We start from the raw sequence: 23,829 nt of genomic DNA on the forward strand, positions 1-23,829 counted from the left end.
GGCATCAGTCATCCGAGGCGAGTCCCCGCACGATCCGACGCGGCCACAGCGGGCCCTCGTAGACGAAGGCGGTGTAGGCCTGCAGGAGGTCGGCGCCCGCGTCGAGGCGCCGCCGGGCGTCGTCGACGGTCGTGATGCCACCGACACCGATGAGGGTGAGGTCGCGACCCACGCGACTGCGCAGGAGACGCACGACGTCCTCCGAGCGCTGCGTCAGCGGCCGACCGCTCAGCCCGCCGGCACCCACCCGCTCCACGTCGGCCGCGCTGCTCGCGAGGCCGTCGCGGCTGATCGTGGTGTTGGTGGCGATGATGCCGTCGAGACCGCTCGCGAGCGCGAGGTCGGCGACGGCGAGGACGTCGTCGTCGCTGAGGTCCGGGGCGATCTTGACCAGCAGCGGCACCCGGCGCGCGGGGCTGACCTCGTCGGCGCGACGGCGTACGGCGGCGAGCAGGGGCTCGAGCTTCTCGACGGCCTGGAGGTCGCGCAGGCCCGGGGTGTTGGGCGAGGACACGTTGACCACGAGGTAGTCGGCGTGGGGCGCCAGCAGCCCGGCCGACTTCTCGTAGTCACCGACGGCCTCGTCCTCGGGGACGACCTTGGTCTTGCCGATGTTCACACCGAGGACCGTCGACCCGCCGGCTGCCCGCCACGCGGCGAGGCGCTTCGCGACGACCTCGGCCCCGTCGTTGTTGAAGCCCATCCGGTTGACGATCGCGCGGTCGGCGGTGAGCCGGAACAGGCGCGGCTGCGGGTTGCCCGGCTGCGCCTCCCCGGTGACCGTGCCCACCTCGACGTGGCCGAAGCCGAGCGCGGCCAGCCCGTCGATGCCCACCGCGTTCTTGTCGAAGCCGGCCGCCAGGCCGAGCGCGTGCGGGAAGGTGATCCCCATCGCCTGCACCTGTGCAGACGCGCCCGCTCGACCCTCCTGACGAGCACCGATGATCCTGCTCGTGACGGGTCGGGCCACCCGGATCGCCCGGAAGGCCGCGTGGTGGATGCGCTCGGCGTCGAAGCGGGTCAGGCCCCGCTCGAAGAGCACGTCGTAGGGACGCACCCTCACGCCTCCCCGGCCGGGGCCGACGGGCGCAGCTGCGCGGCCCAGTCCTGCAGGGAGCGCACGCCGATGTCGCCGCGCCGCATCGCCTCCAGGCCCTGCACGGCTGCCCCGAGGCCCTGGATCGTGGTGATGCAGGGGATGTCGGTCGACACCGCGGCGGTGCGGATGTCGTAGCCGTCCATGCGCGGGGAGCCACCGCTGGTCGCGCCGTGGGGCGTGTTGATGACCAGGTCGACCTCGCGGGCCCAGATGCGACCCACGATGGTCGGCTCGCCGTCGGGGCCCTCGCCCTCGGAGTGCTTGCGCACGACCGTGGCCGTGACGCCGTTGCGCCGCAGCACCTCGGCGGTGCCGGCCGTGGCGAGGATCTCGAAGCCCATGTCGGCGATCTGCTTGACCGGGAAGATCATGTGGCGCTTGTCGCGGTTGGCGACCGACACGAAGACCTTGCCCGACAGCGGGAGCGAGCCGTAGGCCGCGGCCTGGGCCTTGGCGAAGGCGGTGCCGAAGAACGCGTCGAAGCCCATCACCTCACCGGTCGAGCGCATCTCGGGACCGAGCAGCGCGTCGACGGTGCGGCCGTCGGCGGTCTTGAAGCGGTCGAAGGGCATGACCGCCTCCTTGACCGCGATGGGCGAGCCGTCGGGCAGGTGCCCGCCGTCACCGGTGGCCGGGAGGACGCCGATCGCGCGCAGGTCGGCGATCGACTCCCCCAGCATCACCCGGGCCGCGGCCTTGGCGAGCGGGGTGGCGGTCGCCTTCGACACGAACGGCACCGTCCTCGACGCACGCGGGTTGGCCTCGAGGACGTAGAGCACGTCGGAGGCCAGGGCGAACTGGATGTTGAGCAGGCCGCGGACGTCGAGCCCGCGGGCGATCGCCTCGGTCGAGCGGCGGATCCGGTCGATCTCCTCGCGCCCCAGCGTGATCGGCGGCAGCGCGCAGGACGAGTCGCCGGAGTGGATGCCGGCCTCCTCGATGTGCTCCATCACGCCGCCGAGGAAGAGCTCCTCGCCGTCGAAGAGCGCGTCGACGTCGATCTCCACCGCGTCGTCGAGGAAGCGGTCGACCAGCACCGGCTGGCGCTCGTTGATGAGCCCGTTGGCGACGTACTTCTCCAGGTAGGCCTCCAGGGCGGCGTCGTCGTAGACGATCTCCATGCCGCGCCCGCCCAGGACGTAGGAGGGGCGCACCAGGACCGGGTAGCCGATCTCGTGGGCGATGCGCTGCGCCTGGGGGTACGACGTCGCGGTGCCGTGCTTGGGCGCCGGCAGGTTGGCGTCGGCCAGAACGCGGCCGAAGGCGCCGCGCTCCTCGGCGAGGTGGATCGACTCCGGCGAGGTGCCGACGATCTTCACGCCTGCGTCGGCGAGGCCCTGCGCGAGGCCGAGCGGCGTCTGGCCGCCGAGCTGGCAGATCACTCCCGCCACCGGTCCGGCCTGCTGCTCGGCGTGGACGATCTCCAGCACGTCCTCGAGCGTGAGCGGCTCGAAGTAGAGCCGGTCGGAGGTGTCGTAGTCGGTGCTGACGGTCTCCGGGTTGCAGTTGACCATGATCGTCTCGTAGCCCGCGCCTCCCTCCTCGCCGCCGAGGGCCAGCGAGGCGTGCACGCAGCTGTAGTCGAACTCGATGCCCTGGCCGATGCGGTTGGGCCCCGACCCCAGGATGATCACGGCCTCCTTGCCCTCCGCACGCGGCTGAACCTCGCTCTCCTCGTCGTAGGACGAGTAGTGGTAGGGCGTGCGGGCGGCGAACTCGGCGGCGCAGGTGTCGACGGTCTTGAAGACCGGCCGGATGCCGAGCGCGTGGCGCACACCGCGCACGACGTCGGCGCTCAGGCCGCGGATGCGACCGATCTGCTCGTCGGAGAAGCCGTGGCGCTTGGCCAGGCGCAGCAGGTCCGGCGTGAGCTCGGGGGCGTCGATGAGCTGCACCGCGACCTCGTTGATGAGCGCGAGCTGGTCGACGAACCACGGGTCGATCGCGGTCGCGTCGAAGATCTCCTCCGGCGTCGCGCCGGCCCGGATCGCGTCCATGACCTTCTTGAGCCGGCCGTCGTGCGGGACGCTGATCTCCTCGAGCAGGGCCGCCTTGGTCGTCTCCGAGGCGAGGTCGTCGTCGAAGTGCTTGTGCCAGTCGAAGGGCGCGTGCTTGCTCTCCAGCGAGCGCAGGGCCTTCTGCAGCGCCTCGGTGAAGTTGCGACCGATCGCCATCGCCTCGCCGACCGACTTCATGTGCGTGGTCAGCGTCGGGTCGGCCTCGGGGAACTTCTCGAAGGCGAAGCGCGGGACCTTCACCACGACGTAGTCGAGCGCGGGCTCGAAGGAGGCAGGCGTGCTCTGCCCGTCCTCACGCGCGGTGATGTCGTTGCGGATCTCGTCGAGGGTGTAGCCGATGGCCACCTTGGCCGCGATCTTGGCGATCGGGAAGCCGGTGGCCTTGGAGGCCAGCGCCGACGAGCGCGAGACGCGGGGATTCATCTCGATGACGATCAGACGGCCGTCGGCGGGGTTCACGGCGTACTGGATGTTGCAGCCCCCCGTGTCCACGCCCACCGCGCGGATGATGCCGATCGCGAGGTCCCGCATCTTCTGGTACTCGCGGTCGGTGAGCGTCATGGCCGGCGCGACCGTGATCGAGTCGCCGGTGTGCACGCCCATCGGGTCGAGGTTCTCGATCGAGCAGACGATGACCGTGTTGTCCGCGCTGTCGCGCATCACCTCGAGCTCGTACTCCTTCCACCCGATGATGGACTCCTCGAGGAGCACCTCGGTGGTCGGGCTGGCCGCCAGGCCGGAGCCGCCGATGCGGCGCAGGTCGGCCTCGTCGTAGGCCATGCCCGAGCCGGTGCCGCCCATCGTGAAGGAGGGGCGTACGACCATGGGGTAGCCGAGGTCGTCGGCGGCGGCCAGCAGGTCGTCCATCGAGTGGCAGATCATGCTGCGGGCGGACTCGCCGCCGAGCTGCTCGACGATCTTCTTGAACTGCTGCCGGTTCTCGCCGCGCTCGATCGCCTCGATCGAGGCGCCGATCAGCTCGACGCCGTACTTCTCGAGGATGCCGGCCTTGTCGAGGGCCATCGCACAGTTGAGCGCGGTCTGGCCGCCGAGGGTCGCCAGCAGCGCGTCGGGGCGCTCCTTGGCGATGACCTTCTCGACGTACTCCGGGGTGATCGGCTCGACGTAGGTCGCGTCGGCGAACTCGGGGTCGGTCATGATCGTGGCCGGGTTGGAGTTGACCAGGACGACCCGCAGACCCTCCTGGCGCAGCACCCGGCACGCCTGGGTGCCGGAGTAGTCGAACTCGCAGGCCTGGCCGATGATGATCGGCCCGGAGCCGATGACCAGGACGCTTTTGATGTCGGTGCGCTTGGGCATCTACTTCTCCTCGGTCGTCGAGTAGCCGTGAGGAACGAGCGGCGTATCGAGACGCCTCTCGGTCATGAGGTCGCAGAAGCGGTCGAAGAGGTACGCCGCGTCGTGCGGGCCGGCGGCGGCCTCCGGGTGGTACTGGACGGAGAAGGACGTCAGCGCGCCGGAGGCGTCACGGAGCTCGAGGCCCTCGACGACGTCGTCGTTGAGGCACACGTGGCTCACCGTGGCCTCGCCGAACTCGGTGGTGGTCGAGCCCTCCAGCGGCGCGTCGACCGCGAAGCCGTGGTTGTGCGCGGTGACCTCGACCTTGCCGGTGGTGCGGTCCATCACCGGCTGGTTGATGCCGCGGTGGCCGTACTTGAGCTTGTAGGTGCCGAAGCCGAGCGCGCGGCCGAAGAGCTGGTTGCCGAAGCAGATCCCGAAGTAGGGGATGCCGGCGCGCAGCGCGCCCCGGAGGAGCTCGACCTGCGCGGTCGTGGCCGCCGGGTCACCGGGGCCGTTGGAGAAGAACAGGCCGTCGGGGGCGACCGCCTGCACGTCGGCGAGGCTCGCGGTCGCGGGCAGCACGTGCACCTCGATGCCGCGCTCGCTCATCATCCGCGGGGTGTTGGCCTTGATGCCGAGGTCGACCGCGGCGACCGTGAAGCGCTTGGTGCCCTGTGCCGGGACGACGTACGCCTCGGCGGTGGAGACCGACTCGCTCAGGTTCAGGCCCGTCATCTCCCCCGACTCCCGCACCCGCTCGAGCAGGCGCTCGGGATCGGTCTCGAGCGTGGAGATGCCGACCCGCATCGCACCGCGCTCGCGCAGGTGGCGGGTCAGCGCGCGGGTGTCGACACCGCTGATGCCGACCACGCCCTGGGCGCGCAGGTCGTCGTCGAGGGTGCGCTGGCTGCGCCAGTTCGACGGCACCCGGGCGGGGTCGCGGACGACGTAGCCGGCGACCCAGATGCGCGAGGACTCGCGGTCCTCGTCGTTCATCCCGGTGTTGCCGACGTGCGGAGCCGTCATGACGACGACCTGGCGGTGGTAGCTGGGGTCGGTGAGCGTCTCCTGGTAGCCGGTCATGCCGGTCGAGAAGACCGCCTCGCCGAAGGTCTCACCCTCGGCACCGAAGGACTCACCGCGGAAGGTGCGCCCGTCCTCGAGGACCAGGAGCGCTGCGGTCAGATTCTTGGCAGGCAGAGCCATGCCGTACCTCCTTCTCCGCCTCACGGGACGGATCGTTAAAGGATGTTCGAGCCGCCGCCGACCTTACCAGCGAGGCGACGTCACGACGGCATCGTGTCCACGCCCGCGAGGCGTCGGCCGAGCGTGCCCGGCCACGCCGTCAACGCCAGCTCCGGTCCCTCCCACCGTCGCCGCAGCCAGCGGTCGTGCGAGGCGACCACGATCCCTCCCGGAGACGTCGCCAGCGCCTGCTCCAGCTCGCCGGCCAGGGCCAGCGACACGTGGTTGGTCGGCTCGTCGAGGAGCAGCAGGTCCGGCGACGCGGCGATCGCGACGGCCAGCGCGAGCCGGCGCCGCTGGCCCACGGACAGGTGGCCGACGGCGGTCCGGTGGTCGCGCGGGTGGAGCAGCCCGAGCTCGCGCAGAGGAGGTGGGTCGACGAGTGCGCGCACCGCGTCGTCGTACGCCGCCCGCGCGGAGCGCGCCGGGTCGGCGACCTGCGGGTCCTGGGTCAGCTCGCGCACCGTGCGGGCGGCCACGTCGACCGACCCTGCCGTCAGCGGGAGCCGACCGGACAGGACCCCGAGCAGGGTGGACTTGCCCGACCCGTTGGCGCCCGTGACGAGCAGGTGCTCCCCCGCTGCGAGGTCGAGGCGCTCGAGCCGGAGCCGTCCGGCGACCTCGACGTCGCGCGCGTGCACGAGCCGTCCGGTGGCGCCCGTGGCCAGGTCGCCGCGGAAGACCAGCGGAGCCGGAGGCTTGCGCACCTGGTCGCGCTCGGCCTCCTCGAGGCGGCGGTGCGCGTCCCTCCTGCGCCGTGCCAGCGTCCGGTCGACCCGGCCGCCCTTGAAGGAGTAGATGAACTTGTCGCCGTCGCTGGGACCACGGTCGTGGGCGATCGCGTCCGAGCCGATCCGTGTGCCGGCGCGCAGCCGGTGCAGCTCCTCCTGCTGGGCGGCGTACGTCTCCTCCCAGCGGCGGCGGGCCTCGGCGCGAGCGGCTTCGTAGGCGCTCCACCCGCCTCCGAAGCGTCGACCGCCCGCGCCGTCGGTGCCCAGCGCGCCGGCATCGAGGTCCACGAGGTCGGTGCACACGTCGTCGAGCAGGACCCGGTCGTGGCTGGCCAGCAGGACCACGCCGGGCAGCTCGCGCAGGAAGGTGGTGAGCACCTCGATCGCGTCGTCGTCGAGGTGGTTCGTCGGCTCGTCGAGCAGCAGGCAGCCCGGGCGGGTCGTCATGATCGTGGCGAGGGCGAGGCGGGTGCGCTGGCCACCGGACAGGGTGCGCACCGGCCGTGCGGGGTCGAGGCCGTCGAGCCCGAGGCGGGCTGCTGCCTGCGCCGCCCGTCGGTCGGCGTCCCACGCGTCGTGGGCCAGGGCCAGCTCGAGCGCCTGCTCGTAGGCCCGAGCACCCTCGACCGTCGTGACGTGAGCGGCGAGGCGCTCGACGTCGGCCACGGCCGTGCGGAGCGGCGCGAGCGTCATCGCGAGGACCCAGGCCACCGTCGCAGAGCCACGGAACGGCGCCTCCTGGCCGAGCAGCACCAGGTCGTCGGGCGCGGCGATGCTGCCGGACACCCGCGCACGGGCGGGCAGCCGTCCCGCGACGGCGCGCAGCAGGGTCGACTTCCCGACGCCGTTCTCGCCGACGAGGCCGATGCGCCGACCGGGCTGGGCGACGAGGTCGATCCCCGACAGCACCGCGCGGTCGGGGTAGGTCACCGACAGTCCGGAGACGACGAGGGGGGCGAGCAGGGTGCGGGCAGGCATGCGGGACGACCTTCGGGCAGGAGGGTGACTCGCCGGGCCTCTGGCGCACTGGTGCGCCGCCGCGGACGCGAGTCGGGTCAGTCCTGGATCCACATGATGACCAACAGCCTACGGCGGAAGGGCCGGAGGTCCCACTGGTTTTCCGCCCCGGGCTGGCACGCTGGGCCCATGCGTGTCGTCGAGATCGACCAGGCCGTCCGTGAGGTGCGTGAGCACTGCGCCGCCCTCTCCCACTCCCCGCGGGTGGTCACCAGCGGCAACTTCGCGACGCCGGTGACCGTGCTCGGCCCGGTGCTGGCCGAGCTGCCCGAGGCACGCCTGCACGCCCTCAACGCCCAACGCGACCTGCCCGTGCACGACGGCATCGTCCCGGAGACGACCTTCGTCGGCCCGGGCTTCCGCCGTCATCCGCGCCTGTCCTACGTGCCGTGCCGGCTCTCCATGGTCCCGCGCCTCTTCCACGGCCCCCTCGCGCCCGACGTCGTGGTCGTGCACACGACGCTGCCGCACAACGGGCGGGTCTCCCTGGGCCTGGAGGTCAACGTGCTGCCCGCAGCGATCGAGGCCGCCCGCGAGCGCGGCGCCCTGGTCGTCGCCCAGCTCAACCCGCGGATGCCGTGGACCTTCGGCGACGCCGAGATCTCGATCGAGGACGTGGACCTCGGCGTCGAGGTCGACGCGGCCCTCACCACCCACGTCGCCCGCGCCCCCAGCGACGACGCCCGCCTCATCGGCTCGCGCGTCGCCGCGGAGATCGGTGACGGCGCGACGCTCCAGGCAGGCATCGGGGAGGTCCCGGACGCCACCATCGCCGGCGTCCTCGACCGACGCGACCTGCGGATCTGGACCGAGATGTTCAGCGACGGGGTCCTCACCCTCGAGAAGGCAGGCGCGCTCGACCGCGGCACCCCGGTGCGTACGTCGTTCGTCTTCGGCAGCCAGGAGCTCTACGACTGGGTCGACGACAACCCGCGGGTGCGGATGCTGCGCACGGAGACCACCAACTCCCCGGCCGCCATCGCCCAGCAGCCGGCGATGACCTCGATCAACACCGCGCTCCAGGTCGACCTCTTCGACCAGGCCAACGCCTCGCGGATCGGGGCCCGGATCTACAGCGGCTTCGGCGGCCAGACCGACTTCACGGTCGGCGCCAGCCACTCCCCAGGCGGCCGGGCCTTCATGGCGCTGCGCAGCTGGCACCCGCGTGCCGACGTCTCGACGATCGTGCCCCTGGTGGACGAGCCGGTGACGTCCTTCCAGCACGGAGCCGTCGTCACCGAGCAGGGCGTGGCGTGGATGTGGGGCCGGAGCGAGCGCGAGCAGGCGCACAACCTCATCGAGCACGCCGCCCACCCGAGCGTGCGCGACGACCTCTGGGAGGAGGCGCGGGAGCTGGGCCTGGCGTGAGGCTCAGGTCCAGCGGGCGCGCATCACGTCGTACGGACCTGCGGGCTCGTCCTGGTCCTCGGGGACGACGTTGCGCATGACCATCCCGACGCCCGCCGGCGCGTCGAGCACCACGTCGACCTCCCAGCGCCACCCGGGCGCGTAGTCGTAGCCGACGGTGGTCGCCGGGCCGCGCGTCGCGCCGGTGAGCAGGGTCAGGTCACGCTGGTGCCAGGTGTCGGTCCACGCGGCAGTGACGGCGCCGTCCGGCGCGGGGGCGCCGAGCAGCAGGCTGCCGGCCTGCTCGCCGTCCTCGGGGTGCAGCCAGGTGTAGGTCAGCAGCTGCGCGCCCCCGGCCGCGGCGTCGAGGGCGAGCGTGGACGGCGCGGCGACGAGGTCGTCGGTCGGCATCATCCGGAAGGCGCAGGTCCCGGTGAACCTGCCGCGCGGCGCGTCCGCCGACGGCGCCACGAAGACGCAGAAGACGTGACCGGCGGGGCTGGCGTAGGCCCGCAACGGCTCGTCGGGGTCGTCGGTGCGGTCGAGGCGGAGCTCGCCGCCCAGCGAGAGGACCCGCTCGTGGGCCTCGTCGAGCTCCTCGCGCGTCGCCACGATCGTGTCGAGGTGGCTCACCGACGGGTGTCCGGGCTCCGGCCAGCGGGTGGGCGTCATCGCGTCGACCTCCTGGATCGCCAGACCGCGGCCGCCGTCGGCGTCGAGGAGCACCAGCCAGTCGGCGTCGTCGCCCCCGTCGTCGGGCACCTCGTCGCCGGCGCGGTAGGCGAGCCCGAGCAGCCGGCGCCAGAACTCCGCCTCCGCACGCACGTCGACCGCGTCGAGGACGGTGTGGAGCAGGTTCGGGACGTCACTCATCTCGTGACTGTACGACGTGTGAGGATCGGCCCATGGTCCCGTGGATCCAGCTCTTCCTCGACACCCCGGCTGCCTCCTTCGACGAGGCCGTGGACTTCTGGGCCGCGGTCACCGGCTGGCAGTCCTCCGAGCGGCGTGGCGAGGACGGGCAGTTCCTCACGCTCCTCCCGCCGACCGGAGCGGCGTACGTCAAGCTGCAGGCCGTGGACGAACCGGCCGGGATCCACCTCGACCTGGACACCCACGACCGCCCGGCGAGCGTCGCGCTGGCCCGCGACCTCGGCGCGACCACCGCCTGGACCTACCACGACGTCGAGGTGATGCGCTCGCCCGGCGGCTTCGTCTTCTGCCAGACGCTGGTGGAGGGCGACCCGGTGCTCGCGCGCGACGGCGCCACGATCCTCGACCAGGTCTGCCTCGACATCCCTGGCGAGCACTGGGACACCGAGACGGCCTTCTGGAGCGAGCTGACCGGTCGCGAGCTGCAGGAGGCGTCGTCGTCGGGCTTCGCCCGGCTCGTCGCCCCCGACCAGCCGCGGATCCTGCTCCAGCGCCTCGACGAGCCCGAGGGCCCGGTGCGCGCGCACCCCGACCTCGCCACCGCCGACCGGCCCGGCGACACCGACCGGCACGTGGCGCTGGGCGCGAAGGTCGTCGCCGTCCACGACCGGTGGACCGTGCTCCGGGCCCCGGGAGGGCAGGTCTACTGCCTCACCGACCGGGATCCCTCGACCGGCATGGTCCGGCCTCGGGTGTGACCCGTCCCACGTCCCGTGGTGTCGTCGTGCGAACCCTCGGTATGTAACTCTGAGTTGCACCAGCCCCGACCCGGACGAGGACACCCGTGACGCGAACGACCGGCGCGCTGCGCCTCCTGCTCCTGGCGCTGCTCCTCCTCGCACCGCCCCTCGCCGCCGCACCCGCGCAGGCGGACGGCCTCGCGCTCCCGGTGCAGTGCGAGACCGGCGAGGAGACGGTGCTGGCCTGGGACGACCTCGCCTACGACCTGCGCGGCACCTGCGGCGTCGTACGCGTCACCGCCGACGGCGCCACGGTCACCATGCCGTCGGCCACCCGTCTGGTCGTCGAGGGCGCCGGCAACGCCGTCACCGCCAAGCCGCTGGCCGACCTCGAGGTCGTCGGGGCAGGCACCACGGTCACCACGCCGAGCGTGCAGCACCTGACGGTGTCGGGGTCCGGCTCGAGCGTCGACGTGGCCGGCCTGGTCGAGCACGCCGAGCTGACGGGCAGCTCGTCGGTCCTCTCCGCGGACACGATCAACCTCCTCCGCCTGCGCGGGTCGGACGCGGTCAGCGCGCGCAAGGCGTTCCGCACCCGCATCACCGGGTCGGACAACGTGCTGCGGCTGAACCGGTCCGACCGGCTCGTGCTCACCGGGGACCGCAACGCGGTGACCGTCGCGCGCGGGCGTACGACGCTGCGCGACCGTGGTGCGGACAACGTCCTCGACCTGCGGCCGCGACGCCGCCGCTGACGTCAGGCCAGGTGGCCGTCGCGGACCGTGACCCGACCGCCGTAGACGGTGTGCACCACCCGTGACCTCAGCGTGCGCCCGTGCCACGGGTTGTTGCGAGACAGCGACGCCGATGCCTCCCGGTCGACAGTGACCTCGGCATCGGGCTCGACCAGCACGACGTGGGCGGGAGCCCCCGTTGCCAGCGCCCGGCCCTGGTCGGCCAGGCCGGCGATCCGTGCCGGTGTCGTCGACATGACCCGCGCGACGTCGGCCCACGAGAGGTCCGGCATGGCGGTGCGCACGACCGCGAGCGCCGTCTCGAGGCCGACCATCCCGAAGGCGGCGTCGACGAAGGCGTGCTCCTTGTCGTGGCGCGCGTGCGGCGCGTGGTCGGTGGCGACCGCGTCGATGGTGCCGTCGGCCAGCGCCGTGCGCAGCGCCTCCACGTCCTCCTGCGGTCGCAGTGGCGGGTTGACCTTGAAGGTCGGGTCGTAGCCGGCGAGCAGGTCGGTGGTCAGCAGCAGGTGGTGAGGCGTGACCTCCGCGGTCACCGAGATGCCTTGCGCCTTCGCCCAGCGGAGCACCTCGACCGAGCCTGCGGTCGAGACGTGGGCGACGTGGACGCGCGACCCGGTGTGCCGCGCGAGCATCACGTCGCGGGCCACGATCACCTCCTCGGCGATACCGGGCCAGCCCGGCAGCCCGAGGCGGCCCGACAGCTCGCCCTCGTGGCAGCACGCGGACGGTCCGGCGAGGGCCGGGTCCTGCGAGTGCTGCGACACGACGCCGCCGAACGCCTTGACGTACTCCAGCGCCCGCCGCATCACGCGGGCGTCGTGGACGCACTTCCCGTCGTCGGAGAACACCGTGACGCCGGCGCGCGAGCGGTGCATCAGGCCCAGCTCCGCGAGCTCCTCGCCGGCCAGTCCGCGTGTCACCGCGCCGACGGGCTGCACGTGGACGAGACCGGCCTCCCGGCCGAGCTCCCAGACCCGGGTGGCGGCCTCGGCGGTGTCAGTCACCGGCGAGGTGTTGGCCATCGCCAGGACGGCGGTGTAGCCGCCCAGCGCCGCGGCCTGCGAGCCGGTGAGGATCGTCTCGGCGTCCTCGCGTCCCGGCTCGCGGAGGTGGGTGTGGAGGTCGACGAGCCCGGGCAGCGCGACGAGCCCGTCGGCGTCGATCACCTCGGCGCCGTCCGGCGCGGAGTCGACGAGGACGCCCGCGTCGTCGACGTAGAGGTCCGTGGTCTGCTCGCCGAGCAGCGAGGCTCCCTTGATCACCAGCGACATCAGGCAATGCCTCCTTCGGACTCTCCTGCGAGCAGGTGGTAGAGCACGGCCATCCGGATCGCCAGGCCGCTGGAGACCTGCTCCAGCACGGCCGACTGGGCCGCGTCGGCGGCGTCGGCGGCGATCTCGAGACCGCGGTTCATCGGACCGGGGTGGCAGATCGGGACGTCCGGCCCGAGCAGCGCGAGCCGGTTGCGGGTGAGTCCGTAGCCGACTGTGTACTCCCGCGCGCTCGGGAAGAACGCCCCCGACATGCGCTCGCGCTGGACCCGCAGCATCATCACCGCGTCCGCCTCCGGCAGCACGGCGTCGACGTCGTACGACGTCTCGAAACCCGCCGCGGCCGACCACGCCGCGATGCCGCTGGGCATCAGCGTCGGCGGAGCCACGACCGTGACACGCGCACCGAGCTTGGTCAGGCACTGCACGTTGGACCGGAAGACCCGGCTGTGGGTCAGGTCGCCGATGATCGCGACGTGGCGTCCCTCGAGCGACCCGAGCCGGCGCTGGAGCGTGTAGGCGTCGAGCAGGGCCTGGGTCGGGTGCTCGTGCATGCCGTCGCCGGCGTTGACCACCGACGCGTCGACCCACTCGCTCACCTGGAGCGCGGCGCCGCTGGCGGGGTGGCGGATGACGAGGCCGTCGACGCCCATGGCGCAGACCGTGAGCACGGTGTCGCGCAGGCTCTCGCCCTTGGACGCGCTCGAGCCCTTGGCGCTGACGTTGATGACGTCGGCGGACAGCCACTTGCCGGCGATCTCGAACGACGACCGCGTGCGGGTGGAGTCCTCGAAGAACATGTTGACGACCGTGCGCCCGCGCAGCGCGGGCAGCTTCTTGACCTCGCGGTTCTGCACGTCGTGCATGTCGGCCGCGGTGGCGAAGAGCATGTCGATGTCGTCGCGCGACAGGTCGTCGACGGAGAGCAGGTGCTTCACGAGATCGTCACCTCGTCGGTGCCGTCGACCTCGCTGAGCCGGACGCTCACCCGCTCGGCCAGCGCGCTGGGCAGGTTCTTGCCGACGTGGTCGGCGCGGATCGGCAGCTCGCGGTGGCCACGGTCGACGAGCACCGCGAGACGTACGGCGGAGGGTCGGCCGAGGTCGGCGAGGGCGTCGAGCGCAGCGCGGATCGTGCGACCGGAGAACAGCACGTCGTCGACCAGGACGACGACCTTGCGGTCGATGCCGCCGGGCGGGAGCGCGGTCTTGTGGGCGCGACGGGTGGGCTGTGAGCGCAGGTCGTCGCGGTACATCGTCACGTCGAGCTCGCCGACGGCCACGGGGGTTCCCTCGACCGCGGCGATCCTCTCCGCGATGCGGCGCGCCAGCGGCACGCCACGGGTGTGGAGCCCGAGCAGGACCAGGTCGGTGGCGCCCTTGTTGCGCTCGAGCAGCTCGTGGGAGATGCGGGTCAGCGCCCGGGAGATGTCACGGGCGTCGAGGACGGTGCGATCCGCCCTCTCGGGACTGGTGTCGCGGGCCGGGTGGTCGGCCTTGTCGGGGGCAGGCATCTGCGCGCCGGACCTCCTTCTCCGCCTCACGGGACGGCTCGTTAAAGGATGTCGATCGGCTCAGACCCTAGCAGCCGGAAGCAGTGCATCGGCTGCGGCAGGAGTACCGTCGGGAGGGAGCGGTACTTTCCGTCTCACGCAGGTCAGGAACTGAACATGGGCATCGGCTACGCCACCGCATACCGCACGGGGATCATCCCCTGGGAGAAGGCAGGCCGTACCGGCCGACCGACCCTCGAACGACTCCTCGACCGCGAGGAGGCCGACCGCCCCGACGGGATCCGCCGCGCCATCGACCTCGGCTGCGGCCGCGGCGCGCACACCAAGCTGCTGCTCGACCGCGGCTGGGACGCGATCGGCGTCGACGACGTACGCCAGGCAGTGGACACCGCCGTCCACCGCAACGGCCTCGACGACGCACGCTTCGTGATCGGCGACGTGCGGCACCTGGTCCACTCCGGGGTCGGCTCCGGCTTCGACCTCTTCCTCGACGTCGGCTGCTTCCAGGGACTCGACGACCCGGGCCGAACCCTCATGGCCGGCGGCGTCACGGCGCTCGCGCTGCCCGGCTCCACCGTGCTGGTGCACGCCGCCCCTCCGCGGCCGTGGCCGTTGAAGTCGCGGGGCGCCACCCGGCACGACCTCGAGGGTGCCTTCCGCGGTTGGACGGTCGCGGCTGTGCCGGACGACCCCGCGGCCCCCGACGGCTCGAACGCGCGCGGCCGCACGAGCACCTGGTTCCGCCTCACCCGCTGACCGGGCGCTTCCTCGCGCTGGACATCGCCGACCGGGCACCTCCTTCCGCTGCAGTGGAAGGAAGCGCCCGGTCGGTGCTCCGTGGCGGAACGAAGTGCCCGCTCAGCGCTCGAGGATGGCGACGACGCCCTGCCCGCCGGCGGCGCAGATCGAGATCAGCGCTCGCCCCGACCCCTTCTGGGCGAGCAGCTTCGCAGCCACCGGCAGGATCCGGCCGCCGGTGGCGGCGAACGGGTGTGCTGCGGCGAGCGACGAGCCGGTGACGTTGAGCTTCTCGCGGTCGATCGAGCCCAGGGGCGCGTCGAGGCCGAGGCGCTCCTTGCAGAACACCGGGTCCTCCCATGCCGCCAGCGTGGAGAGCACCTGCGAGGCGAAGGCCTCGTGGATCTCGTAGTAGTCGAAGTCCTGGAGCGTCAGCCCGTTGCGCTCCAGCATCCGGGGGACGGCGTACGCCGGTGCCATGAGCAGGCCCTCGTGTCCGTTGACGTAGTCGACGGCGGCCGTCTCGGCGTCCACGAGGTGTGCCAGCACCGGCAGGCCGCGCTGCTCGGCCCACTCGTCGCTCGCCAGGAGCACCGCCGAGGCGCCGTCGGACAGGGGCGTGCTGTTCCCTGCGGTCATCGTCGCTGCCGCTCCGCGACCGAAGACCGGCTTGAGGGTCGCGAGCTTCTCGACCGAGGAGTCGGGGCGCAGGTTGTTGTCGCGCTCGACGCCGCGGAAGGCGGTGATGAGGTCGTCCTGGAAGCCCTCGTTGTAGGACCGGGCGAGGTTGTGGTGCGAGCGCGCGGCGAGCTCGTCCTGCGCCTCGCGGGTGATGCGCCACTCGAGGGCCGTCAGGGCGGCGTGCTCGCCCATCGAGAGGCGGGTGCGGGGCTCGCCGTTCTGCGGGATGTCGAGGCCGATGTCGCCGGGGCGGATGGCGCCGAGGGCCTTGAGCCGGCTGGCGGTGTCCTTGGCGGAGTTGACCCGCATCAGCTTCTTGCGCAGCTTGTCGCTGATCGCGACCGGGGCGTCGGAGGTGGTGTCGGTGCCTCCGGCGATGCCGGCGTCGATGACGCCGAGGGCGATCTTGTTGGCGACCTGGATGGCGGCCTGGAGGCCGGTGCCACACGCCTGCTGGATATCCGTGGCGGGGGTCTCCGGCGCGAGCGCGGAGCCGAGCACCGACTCGCGGGCCAGGTTGAAGTCGCGCGAGTGCTTCAGCACGGCGCCGGCGACGACCTCGCCCAGGCGCTCGCCGCGCAGGTCGAAGCGGTCCACGAGTCCGTCGAGGGCGGCGGTGAGCATCTCCTGGTTGCTGACGCCGGCGTAGACGGTGTTGGAGCGGGCGAAGGGGATGCGGTTGCCGCCGACGACGGCGACGGGGCGCGTGGTGGTCTGCATGTCCATATCCTTGCCGGTGCGGCCCTCGGCGCCAACCGCGTGAGGGCCACGTCACGAAAAGTGGACGACGAGTTGCACAACCAGTTACATGTCGTCTGCCCACCCGAGCACCCGCACCCAGCGAAGAGGGATCCCGCCACCATGAGCGACCGCTACCAAGGCTTCGTGTCCACCTCGATCGGCCAGCTGTTCGTCAAGAACCTCGGCCTGCCCAACCCGACCGCGCTGGAGCGCTGGAGCGACGGCGCCGCCCTCGTCGACGGGCTCGTCGTGCGCGGTGGTGCCGGACGCCTGGCCGAGGTGCTCCCCACCACCCTCGACGGCCTCGGCATCGCCTCCGCGACCGAGCTCGCCGACGGCGCCCGCGCCAAGGCCCTCGTCTTCGACGCCACCGGCATCACCGACACCACTGGGCTGCTCGCGCTCCAGGAGTTCTTCACCCCGCTGATGCGTCGGCTCGAGTCGTGCCCCCGCGTGGTCGTGATCGGTACGCCGCCGGAGCTGGCGTCGGGCTCCGAGCGCGTCGCACAACGAGCGCTGGAGGGCTTCACCCGCTCGCTCGGCAAGGAGATCGGCCGCGGCGGCACCGTCCAGCTCGTCTACGTCGCGCCGGCCGCCGACGGGGCGATCAGCTCGACCCTCGCCTTCCTCCTGTCGCCCAAGTCGGCGTACGTCTCCGGCCAGGTCGTGCGCATCGGCGCCCACGGCGCCACCGCGGCCGACCAGGTCGACGACTGGACCCGGCCGCTGGCCGGCAAGGTCGCGGTCGTCACGGGCGCGAGCCGCGGCATCGGCGAGGAGATCGCCCGCGTGCTGCACCGCGACGGCGCCACTGTCGTCGGTGTCGACGTGCCGCAGGCCGCCAGCGAGCTCCAGACCCTGATGGCCGAGCTCGACGGCGACCACCTCGTCCTCGACATCACCGCCAAGGACGCGCCGCAGCGCATCGCCCACCACCTGCGCGAGCACCACGGCGGCGTCGACGTCGTCGTGCACAACGCCGGCATCACCCGCGACAAGAAGCTCGCCAACATGGCCGAGGACCGCTGGAGCAGCGTCGTCGCGGTCAACCTCACCGCTCCCGAGCTGATCACCCGCGAGCTCCTCGACACCGGCGTGCTCAACGACGGCGGCCGCATCATCGGCGTCGCGTCGATCGCCGGCATCGCCGGCAACGTCGGCCAGACCAACTACGCCACGTCCAAGGCGGGTGTGATCGGCCTCGTGGAGAGCCTGCGCGACGAGCTCGACCGCGGCATCACCGTCAACGCCGTCGCACCCGGCTTCATCATCACGCAGATGACCGCGGCCGTGCCGTTCGCGACCCGCGAGGTCGGCCAGCGCCTCAACGCCATGTCACAGGGCGGCCTGCCGGTCGACGTCGCCGAGACGATCGCCTGGTTCGCCAGCACCGGCTCGGGCGCGGTCAACGGCAACGTGGTCCGCGTGTGCGGCCAGATGATGCTGGGCGCCTGATGGTCGCCGCCAAGGAGCTCACCGGCGAGCCCGGTCGCGTCGGCACCCTGCTGCGCGCAGCGCTCCCCGTCGTTCCAGGCGCCAACCTGCTGCCCGGCGTGCGCAAGGCACCCGCCGCCGACTTCACGGGGCTGGCCTACCGGCGCGAGGGCGTCGTGGCCGAGCGCGCCCGCGTCGACGCGTACGCCGCCGTGTGCGGCTTCCCGCGCAAGGACGTCGTGCCGCTGACGTTCCCGCACATGCTCGCGTTCCCGCTGCACATGGCGATCATGAGCGACGCAGCCTTCCCCTACCCCGCCATCGGCATGGTGCACGTCGAGAACGCGATCACCGCCCATCGCGCCATCGGCGTCGGCGAGGCGCTCGACGTGACCACCGAGGTGGGCACTGCACGCCCGCACGCCAAGGGCGTGCTGCTCGACTTCGTCACCACCGCCTCGACCGACGGGGGCACGGTGTGGGAGTCGACGTCGACCTACCTGCGCCGCGGACGGTCGGTCGACGGCGACGCGGCCCCCGGCCTCGTCGTCACTGATCCGCCCACCGGTGGCATCGAGTGGCGTCTGCCGGGCGACTTGGGCCGCACCTATGCAGCGGTCTCGGGCGACGCGAACCCCATCCACCTCTACCCCCTGACCGCGAAGGCGCTGGGCTTCCCGCGGCAGATCGCCCACGGCATGTGGACCCTGGCGCGGAGCGTGGCGGCCATCGAGAACCGTCTCCCCGACGCGGTCACGGTCGAGGTGGCCTTCAAGAAGCCGGTCTTCCTGCCGGGCACCGTCAGGTTCGCGGCCCGGCAGGACGAGCCCGGGTGGACCTTCGGGCTGACCAGCCCGAAGGACGGCTCACCGCACCTGGTGGGGCGTACGACGACGCCCTGAGCTCAGCGGCCGTCGCGCAGGCGGATGAGGCCCTCCTGGGCCACCGTCGCCACGAGCTCGCCGGACTGCGAGAAGACCCGGGCGAGCGCCAGGCCGCGGGCGCCACCGGCGAACGGGGAGAACTGGTCGTAGAGCCACCACTCGTCGGCCCGGAACGGCTTGTGGAACCAGATCGTGTGGTCGAGCGAGGCCGGCTGGAGCCGGGGCGAGGCGATGTGGATGCCGTGCGGCACCAGCGCCGCTCCGAGCAGCGTCAGGTCGCTGGCGTAGGTGAACGCCGCCGTCTGGGTGGTCGGGTCGTCGGAGAGCGCTCCGTCGACCTTGATCCACAGGCGCGCCCGCGCCGGGGCCTCGGGATCGTCGGCGATCCCGTGGCCGGTGATGCCGACATGGCGAATGTCGAGGGCGGACCACTCGCGCTCCCAGTGTGCCGCCGCCTCGTCGCCGCGCTGGCGTGCCAGCTCGACCAGGGGCATCCCCTCGTCCGGACCGACGACCTCGGGCATCCGGTCCTGGTGCTCGAGACCGGGCTCGGGGATCTGGAAGTTGGCCGTCATGTAGTAGATCGGGCGGCCGTGCTGGCGCGCGGAGACCCGGCGCGTGGCGAAGGACCGCCCGTCACGGATCCGCTCGACGTCGTAGACGATCGGCACGGTCGTGTCGCCGGGACGCAGGAAGTAGGAATGGAGCGAGTGCAGCACGAACTCGCCCTCCACGCTGCGCGTCGCAGCGACCACGGCCTGGGCCGCGACCTGTCCGCCGAAGACCCGCTGACGCTCGGTGCGCGCCTGGGCGCCCCGGAAGAGGTCGACCTCGAGCGTCTCGAGCTCCAGGAGCTTGACGAGCTCCTCGGCACTGCCGGCCATCAGCGGTCCTCCCATCCGGTGGCAGGTCCGTCGCCGTCGTCCTTGGGACGGTCGTCGAGCTCGGCGAGGAACGCCTCGAAGTCGCGCCCGATCTCCTCGCCCGTCGGCAGCGGCTCGTCGCCGGCCAGCAGGGACGTGCCTGCGGCCTCGGCCTCGCGGAAGGAGTCGTACTGCTGCTCCAGGCCGCGTACGACGTCGCCGACCTCGTCGTGGGTGGAGAGGTAGCGGTCGACCTCGGTCTCGGTGATCTCCGCGGCCTCGCGCAGATCGCTGAGGTCGACGGTCAGCCGGCCACCGATCTCGACGTGCTCCAGCAGCACCAGCGCGGCCTGGGGGTACTCCATCTGCGCGAGGTAGTGGGGGATGTGCGCGACGAAGCCGAGCGCGTCGAGGCCCCACTCCCCCAGCCGGATCTCCAGCAGCGCCTGGACGCTCGCCGGGACGCGGAGCTCGCCCTGCCACGGGCTCTCGCCGGGCACCAGGTCGGGACGGTTGGCGTGTGGGGTGATCGCGATCGGACGCGTGTGCGGCACCGCCATCGGCACCGCTCCCAGGGTGACCACGCGGGAAACGCCGAAGTGCTCGATCACCTCGCGCACGGCGCGGGCGAAGGCCTCCCAGCGGGTGTCGGGCTCAGGACCGGTGAGCAGCAGGAAGGGCGTACCGCCGGTGTCGCGCAGCGCGCGCACCACCAGGCGCGGCGCCTCGTAGTCGGTGTAGTGGTCGCGCACGAACGACACGGGCGGGCGGCGGGCGCGGTAGTCGTGGAGCGAGTCGACGTCGAAGGTCGCCACGACCTTGCCGTCGGAGAGTCCCGTGAGGTGCCGTGCGGCGAGCTCGGCCGACTTCCCGGCGTCGAGGAACCCGGTGAGGACGCAGACCATGGTCAGGTCCTCACCCGACACCTCGGCGTCGTCGACGATGTGCACGAGTCGTTCGACCATGGGGTGAGCCTAGTGACACCGGGCCAGTGACCCGACACACACCCGCCCCTGTGGGCAGGCGTTGTTACTCAGGGGTAACCTGACCACGCCCTGTCCCCCTCCACCTGGGAGTAGCCAGTGTCCCGTCCACAGCGTGAGGTCGTCTTCGTCGACGGCGTACGCACCCCGTTCGGCAAGGCCAAGGGCCAGTACGCCGAGACGCGGGCCGACGACCTCGTCATCAAGTGCATCCGTGAGCTGATGCGCCGCAACCCCTCCCTCCCGCCCGAGCGGGTCGACGAGGTCGCGGTCGCCGCCACCACCCAGATCGGCGACCAGGGCCTGACCATCGGCCGCACCGCCGCCCTCCTCGCCGGACTGCCCCAGAGCGTCCCCGGCTACTCCATCGACCGCATGTGCGCCGGTGCGATGACCGCGGTGACCAACACCGCGTCCGGCATCGCCTTCGGTGCCTACGACGTCGCCATCGCCGGCGGCGTGGAGCACATGGGCCGCCACCCCATGGGTGAGGGCGTCGACCCCAACCCGCGCATCCTGTCCGAGCGGATCGTCAACCCCGACGCGCTCGTGATGGGCAAGACCGCGGAGAACCTCCACGACCGCTACCCCACGATCACCAAGCAGCGCGTGGACGAGTACGCCGTGCGCAGCCAGCAGAAGACCCAGGCGGCCTACGACGCCGGCAAGATCCAGCCCGACCTCGTGCCCGTCGCGACCCGCTCGGCCGAGGCCGGCTGGGGCCTGGCGACCACCGACGAGCCGATGCGCCCGGGGACGACGATGGAGTCCCTCGCCGGGCTCAAGACGCCGTTCCGCTCGCACGGCAACGTCACCGCGGGCAACGCGGCCGGCATCAACGACGGCGCCACCGCCGCGCTGCTCGCCGACGAGGAGACCGCGCGCGAGCTCGGCCTGCCGGTCAAGATGCGCCTGGTGACCTACTCCTTCGTGGGCGTGGAGCCCGAAGTGATGGGTGCCGGCCCGATCCCCGCCACGGAGAAGGCGCTCAGGCTCGCCGGTCTCACCATCGACGACATCGAGGCCTTCGAGGTCAACGAGGCCTTCGCCGTGCAGGTGCTGGCCTTCCTCGAGCACTTCGGCATCGCCGACGACGACTCCCGGGTGAACCCCTACGGCGGTGCGATCGCGATGGGCCACCCGCTGGCCTCGTCCGGCGTACGCCTGATGAACCAGCTCGCACGCCAGTTCGAGGAGCGCCCCGAGGTCCGCTACGGCCTCACCACCATGTGCATCGGCATCGGCATGGGCGGCACCGTGATCTGGGAGAACCCCCACTGGAACGGCTCGACCGAGGGAGACAGCAAGTGAGCACCACCCCCGACTCCAGCATCTTCGAGCGCGCGCAGGCGATCGTGTCCGACGCCGAGCGCGTGACGCAGGCGCACCTGCGCACGGTCTCCCTGCCCGGCGCGACGATCGGCCTGATCACCCTCGACAACGGCGAGGACCACACCAAGCCCAACACGTTCGGCCCGGCCTCGCTGCTGGCGCTCAACGAGGCGATCGACGCGGCCCTGGCCGACGACGCCATCGACGCGATCGCAGTGACCGGCAAGCCGTTCATCCTCGCGGCGGGCGCGGACCTCACCTCGATCCAGGGCGGCGGCCCCGGCGCCGTACGCACCGTGGCCGAGCTCGGGCACGCGGTCTTCCGCAAGCTCGGCGAGGGCGGCAAGCCGTCGTTCGGCCTGATCAACGGTCTCGCCCTCGGCGGCGGCCTCGAGGTCGCGCTGCACTGCACCTACCGCACCGTCATGGACTCCGCCCCCGCGCTGGGCCTGCCCGAGGTCATGCTCGGCCTGGTGCCCGGCTGGGGCGGCGCGTGGCTCGTGCCGAACCTCGTCGGCGCCGACAAGGCCGTCACGCTGATCCTCGAGAACCCGCTCAACCAGGGCAAGACGCTCGGCGGGCAGGCGGCGTACGACCTCGGCCTGGCCGACGCGGTCTTCGGTGGGGCCGACTTCCTCGAGCAGTCGCTGCTCTGGGCGGCATCCGTCCTGCGCGGCGAGACCGTCGTCGAGCGCCCCGAGGTCGACCGCGGGGACGCCTGGGACGCTGCGATCAAGCGCGCCGAGGGCATCGTCGCCGCCAAGACCGGTGGTGCGTCCCCGGCCGCCGCGAAGGCGGTCGAGCTGATCGCCGCCGCGCGTGACTCCGACCGCGATGCCGGCTTCGCCGCCGAGGACGACGCCCTCGAGGCTATGTCGCAGACGGCCGAGCTGCTGGCCTCGCTCTACTCGTTCGACCTGGTGCAGAAGCGTGCGAAGCGTCCTGCCGGTGCCCCCGACAAGTCGCTGGCCCGCCCGGTGACCAAGGTCGGCATCGTGGGCGCGGGACTGATGGCCAGCCAGCTCGCGCTGCTGTTCGTACGCCGCCTCGAGGTGCCGGTCGTGCTGACCGACCTCGACCAGGAGCGTGCCGACAAGGGCGTGGCCTACGTCCACGCCGAGATCGACAAGCTGCTCGCCAAGGGCCGGATCAACCAGGACAAGGCCAACCGCCACAAGGCGCTGGTGTCCGGCGAGACCGACAAGCAGGTCGCCTTCGGTGACGCCGACTTCGTCATCGAGGCCGTCTTCGAGGAGATGTCGGTCAAGAAGACCGTCTTCGCCGACGTCGAGAAGGTCGTCAGCGCCGAGTGCGTGCTGGCCACCAACACCTCGTCGCTGTCGATCACCGAGATGGCCGCCGACCTCGAGCACCCCGAGCGGGTCGTCGGCTTCCACTTCTTCAACCCGGTCGCGGTGATGCCGCTGCTGGAGATCGTCAAGGGCGACGCCACCGACGACGCGACGCTCGCCACGGCCTTCGCCACCGGCAAGGCGCTGAAGAAGACCTCGATCCTGGTCAAGGACAGCCCGTCCTTCATCGTGAACCGCCTCCTGGGACGCTTCATGAGCGAGGTCGGCCGCATCGTCGACGAGGGCACGCCGGTCTCCGTGGCCGACAACGCCTTCGCCGGCATTGCACCGATGCCGCCGTTCGTGCTGCTGTCGCTGGTCGGCCCGGCCATCGCGCTGCACAACAACGAGACGCTGAAGGGCGCGTTCCCCGACCGCTTCTACGTCTCCCCCGCCCTCCAGCGGATCGTCGAGGCGCGCAAGCCGGCCTACTACGGCCCCGACGGCAACCTCGACCCCGAGGTCGAGGCCATGCTCGAGAAGCCGTCCTCGCCGGTGGTCCTCACCGCCGAGGAGGTCCGCGAGAAGACGCTGGCCGGCCTCGCCGAGGAGGCCCGCCTGATGCTCGACGAGGGTGTCGTGGCAGCGCCGCAGGACATCGACCTGGCCATGATCACCGGCGCCGGGTTCTCCTTCTGGAACGGCGGGCTGACCTTCATGCTCGACGTGCGGGGCATCTCGGAGAAGGCGACCGGCAAGCGGTTCCACTGATCCGTACGACCACCGCTGGGCGGTGCGTGAGGAGGGTTTCCGGACTCCGGAATCCTCGTCACGCACCGCCCTTGGCGTGCCAGGAGCGCGACACGCCGGTCAGCGGGGGCTCAGGAGGATTCGCGCGCCTGACAATCCTCCTCACCCACCGTTCGCTGCACGCGACGAACCAGAACGACCCCCCACGTCGTCGGTAGGG

At 72.0% G+C, this 23,829-nt stretch carries 19 protein-coding genes; 8 read left to right on the forward strand and 11 right to left on the reverse strand.

Annotated features, from left to right (window positions below; translation table 11 throughout):
- Nucleotides 1–4: 4 nt before the first annotated feature.
- The 4 genes from IRX98_RS03235 to IRX98_RS03250 all read right to left on the reverse strand — a co-directional run bounded on the left by IRX98_RS03235 (nucleotide 5) and on the right by IRX98_RS03250 (nucleotide 7,373).
- Complete coding sequence (locus IRX98_RS03235) at nucleotides 5–1,057, reverse strand: quinone-dependent dihydroorotate dehydrogenase (protein WP_224273809.1); 1,053 nt, start codon at nucleotides 1,055–1,057, stop codon at nucleotides 5–7.
- A 2-nt stretch (nucleotides 1,058–1,059) separates the two neighbouring features.
- Complete coding sequence (gene carB / locus IRX98_RS03240; protein WP_224273811.1) at nucleotides 1,060–4,437, reverse strand: carbamoyl-phosphate synthase large subunit; 3,378 nt, start codon at nucleotides 4,435–4,437, stop codon at nucleotides 1,060–1,062.
- The gene (gene carA, locus IRX98_RS03245) at nucleotides 4,438–5,625 is read right to left on the reverse strand and encodes a glutamine-hydrolyzing carbamoyl-phosphate synthase small subunit (protein ID WP_224273814.1); all 1,188 of its coding nucleotides are present in this window, start codon (nucleotides 5,623–5,625) and stop codon (nucleotides 4,438–4,440) included.
- Nucleotides 5,626–5,705: 80 nt separating this feature from the next.
- Entirely contained in the window at nucleotides 5,706–7,373 is a 1,668-nt protein-coding gene (locus IRX98_RS03250) for an ATP-binding cassette domain-containing protein (protein WP_224273816.1), read from the reverse strand.
- Between the two features lie 168 nt (nucleotides 7,374–7,541).
- On the opposite strand from IRX98_RS03250, the gene IRX98_RS03255 reads away from it, so the two are divergent.
- Complete coding sequence (locus IRX98_RS03255) at nucleotides 7,542–8,780, forward strand: acetyl-CoA hydrolase/transferase family protein (RefSeq protein ID WP_224273818.1); 1,239 nt, start codon at nucleotides 7,542–7,544, stop codon at nucleotides 8,778–8,780.
- A 3-nt stretch (nucleotides 8,781–8,783) separates the two neighbouring features.
- On the opposite strand, the gene IRX98_RS03260 is transcribed toward IRX98_RS03255, so the two are convergent.
- A complete protein-coding gene (locus IRX98_RS03260) occupies nucleotides 8,784–9,632 on the reverse strand; it encodes a VOC family protein (RefSeq protein WP_224273821.1) in 849 nt (282 codons plus the stop codon).
- Between the two features lie 32 nt (nucleotides 9,633–9,664).
- Between IRX98_RS03260 and IRX98_RS03265 the strand changes: the two genes are divergently transcribed.
- Together IRX98_RS03265 and IRX98_RS03270 are read left to right on the forward strand one after the other, a co-directional pair.
- Nucleotides 9,665–10,390, forward strand: a complete 726-nt coding sequence (locus IRX98_RS03265) for a VOC family protein (protein ID WP_224273823.1) — start codon at nucleotides 9,665–9,667, stop codon at nucleotides 10,388–10,390.
- Nucleotides 10,391–10,476: 86 nt separating this feature from the next.
- Entirely contained in the window at nucleotides 10,477–11,127 is a 651-nt protein-coding gene (locus IRX98_RS03270) for a hypothetical protein (protein WP_224273825.1), read from the forward strand.
- 2 nt (nucleotides 11,128–11,129) lie between these two features.
- On the opposite strand, the gene IRX98_RS03275 is transcribed toward IRX98_RS03270, so the two are convergent.
- Genes IRX98_RS03275 through pyrR form a run of 3 tightly spaced genes read right to left on the reverse strand, consistent with a single transcriptional unit; the run spans nucleotide 11,130 to nucleotide 13,911 of the window.
- Nucleotides 11,130–12,398, reverse strand: a complete 1,269-nt coding sequence (locus IRX98_RS03275; protein WP_224273826.1) for a dihydroorotase — start codon at nucleotides 12,396–12,398, stop codon at nucleotides 11,130–11,132.
- On the reverse strand, nucleotides 12,398–13,336 hold the full coding sequence (locus IRX98_RS03280) for an aspartate carbamoyltransferase catalytic subunit (protein WP_224273827.1): 939 nt from the start codon (nucleotides 13,334–13,336) through the stop codon (nucleotides 12,398–12,400). Before IRX98_RS03280 ends, IRX98_RS03275 begins: the two co-directional genes overlap by 1 nt.
- Complete coding sequence (gene pyrR, locus IRX98_RS03285) at nucleotides 13,333–13,911, reverse strand: bifunctional pyr operon transcriptional regulator/uracil phosphoribosyltransferase PyrR (RefSeq protein ID WP_224273828.1); 579 nt, start codon at nucleotides 13,909–13,911, stop codon at nucleotides 13,333–13,335. Before pyrR ends, IRX98_RS03280 begins: the two co-directional genes overlap by 4 nt.
- Nucleotides 13,912–14,067: 156 nt before the next feature.
- Here pyrR and IRX98_RS03290 point away from each other — a divergent pair, with 156 nt between their 5' ends.
- Nucleotides 14,068–14,667 (forward strand): class I SAM-dependent methyltransferase, encoded by a 600-nt coding sequence (locus IRX98_RS03290; protein WP_224273829.1) that lies wholly within the window; start codon nucleotides 14,068–14,070, stop codon nucleotides 14,665–14,667.
- Nucleotides 14,668–14,769: 102 nt separating this feature from the next.
- Here the strand turns inward: IRX98_RS03290 and IRX98_RS03295 are convergent, their stop codons facing one another.
- Entirely contained in the window at nucleotides 14,770–16,050 is a 1,281-nt protein-coding gene (locus IRX98_RS03295; RefSeq protein ID WP_235744734.1) for an acetyl-CoA C-acetyltransferase, read from the reverse strand.
- Nucleotides 16,051–16,191: 141 nt separating this feature from the next.
- On the opposite strand from IRX98_RS03295, the gene IRX98_RS03300 reads away from it, so the two are divergent.
- Together IRX98_RS03300 and IRX98_RS03305 are read left to right on the forward strand one after the other, a co-directional pair.
- Nucleotides 16,192–17,526: a 3-oxoacyl-ACP reductase gene (locus IRX98_RS03300; protein ID WP_224273832.1), complete on the forward strand. Its 1,335-nt coding sequence runs from the start codon at nucleotides 16,192–16,194 to the stop codon at nucleotides 17,524–17,526.
- Nucleotides 17,526–18,407 (forward strand): MaoC/PaaZ C-terminal domain-containing protein, encoded by an 882-nt coding sequence (locus IRX98_RS03305; protein WP_224273833.1) that lies wholly within the window; start codon nucleotides 17,526–17,528, stop codon nucleotides 18,405–18,407. Before IRX98_RS03300 ends, IRX98_RS03305 begins: the two co-directional genes overlap by 1 nt.
- Before the next feature lie 2 nt (nucleotides 18,408–18,409).
- Here IRX98_RS03305 and IRX98_RS03310 read toward each other — a convergent pair whose 3' ends face one another.
- A complete protein-coding gene (locus tag IRX98_RS03310; RefSeq protein WP_224273834.1) occupies nucleotides 18,410–19,273 on the reverse strand; it encodes an acyl-CoA thioesterase in 864 nt (287 codons plus the stop codon).
- Nucleotides 19,273–20,217, reverse strand: coding sequence for a PAC2 family protein (locus tag IRX98_RS03315; protein WP_224273835.1), 945 nt, complete (start codon nucleotides 20,215–20,217; stop codon nucleotides 19,273–19,275). The genes IRX98_RS03310 and IRX98_RS03315 overlap by 1 nt, the downstream gene beginning before the upstream one ends.
- Nucleotides 20,218–20,334: 117 nt before the next feature.
- Here IRX98_RS03315 and IRX98_RS03320 point away from each other — a divergent pair, with 117 nt between their 5' ends.
- Nucleotides 20,335–21,546: a thiolase family protein gene (locus IRX98_RS03320; protein ID WP_224273836.1), complete on the forward strand. Its 1,212-nt coding sequence runs from the start codon at nucleotides 20,335–20,337 to the stop codon at nucleotides 21,544–21,546.
- Nucleotides 21,543–23,630 (forward strand): 3-hydroxyacyl-CoA dehydrogenase NAD-binding domain-containing protein, encoded by a 2,088-nt coding sequence (locus tag IRX98_RS03325; protein WP_224273837.1) that lies wholly within the window; start codon nucleotides 21,543–21,545, stop codon nucleotides 23,628–23,630. Before IRX98_RS03320 ends, IRX98_RS03325 begins: the two co-directional genes overlap by 4 nt.
- Nucleotides 23,631–23,829: the final 199 nt, after the last annotated feature.

Source organism: Nocardioides lacusdianchii, assembly GCF_020102855.1.
Classification (GTDB): Bacteria; Actinomycetota; Actinomycetes; order Propionibacteriales; family Nocardioidaceae; genus Nocardioides; species Nocardioides lacusdianchii.

Bases quoted from the DNA above. Each gene is read 5' to 3' on its own strand.
- carB (WP_224273811.1), bottom strand. From the start codon at position 4,437: ATGCCCAAGCGCACCGACATCAAAAGCGTCCTGGTCATCGGCTCCGGG.
- carA (WP_224273814.1), bottom strand. From the start codon at position 5,625: ATGGCTCTGCCTGCCAAGAATCTGACCGCAGCGCTCCTGGTCCTCGAG.
- IRX98_RS03250 (WP_224273816.1), bottom strand. From the start codon at position 7,373: ATGCCTGCCCGCACCCTGCTCGCCCCCCTCGTCGTCTCCGGACTGTCG.
- IRX98_RS03255 (WP_224273818.1), top strand. From the start codon at position 7,542: ATGCGTGTCGTCGAGATCGACCAGGCCGTCCGTGAGGTGCGTGAGCAC.
- IRX98_RS03260 (WP_224273821.1), bottom strand. From the start codon at position 9,632: ATGAGTGACGTCCCGAACCTGCTCCACACCGTCCTCGACGCGGTCGAC.
- IRX98_RS03265 (WP_224273823.1), top strand. From the start codon at position 9,665: ATGGTCCCGTGGATCCAGCTCTTCCTCGACACCCCGGCTGCCTCCTTC.
- IRX98_RS03275 (WP_224273826.1), bottom strand. From the start codon at position 12,398: ATGTCGCTGGTGATCAAGGGAGCCTCGCTGCTCGGCGAGCAGACCACG.
- pyrR (WP_224273828.1), bottom strand. From the start codon at position 13,911: ATGCCTGCCCCCGACAAGGCCGACCACCCGGCCCGCGACACCAGTCCC.
- IRX98_RS03290 (WP_224273829.1), top strand. From the start codon at position 14,068: ATGGGCATCGGCTACGCCACCGCATACCGCACGGGGATCATCCCCTGG.
- IRX98_RS03295 (WP_235744734.1), bottom strand. From the start codon at position 16,050: ATGCAGACCACCACGCGCCCCGTCGCCGTCGTCGGCGGCAACCGCATC.
- IRX98_RS03300 (WP_224273832.1), top strand. From the start codon at position 16,192: ATGAGCGACCGCTACCAAGGCTTCGTGTCCACCTCGATCGGCCAGCTG.
- IRX98_RS03305 (WP_224273833.1), top strand. From the start codon at position 17,526: ATGGTCGCCGCCAAGGAGCTCACCGGCGAGCCCGGTCGCGTCGGCACC.
- IRX98_RS03310 (WP_224273834.1), bottom strand. From the start codon at position 19,273: ATGGCCGGCAGTGCCGAGGAGCTCGTCAAGCTCCTGGAGCTCGAGACG.
- IRX98_RS03315 (WP_224273835.1), bottom strand. From the start codon at position 20,217: ATGGTCGAACGACTCGTGCACATCGTCGACGACGCCGAGGTGTCGGGT.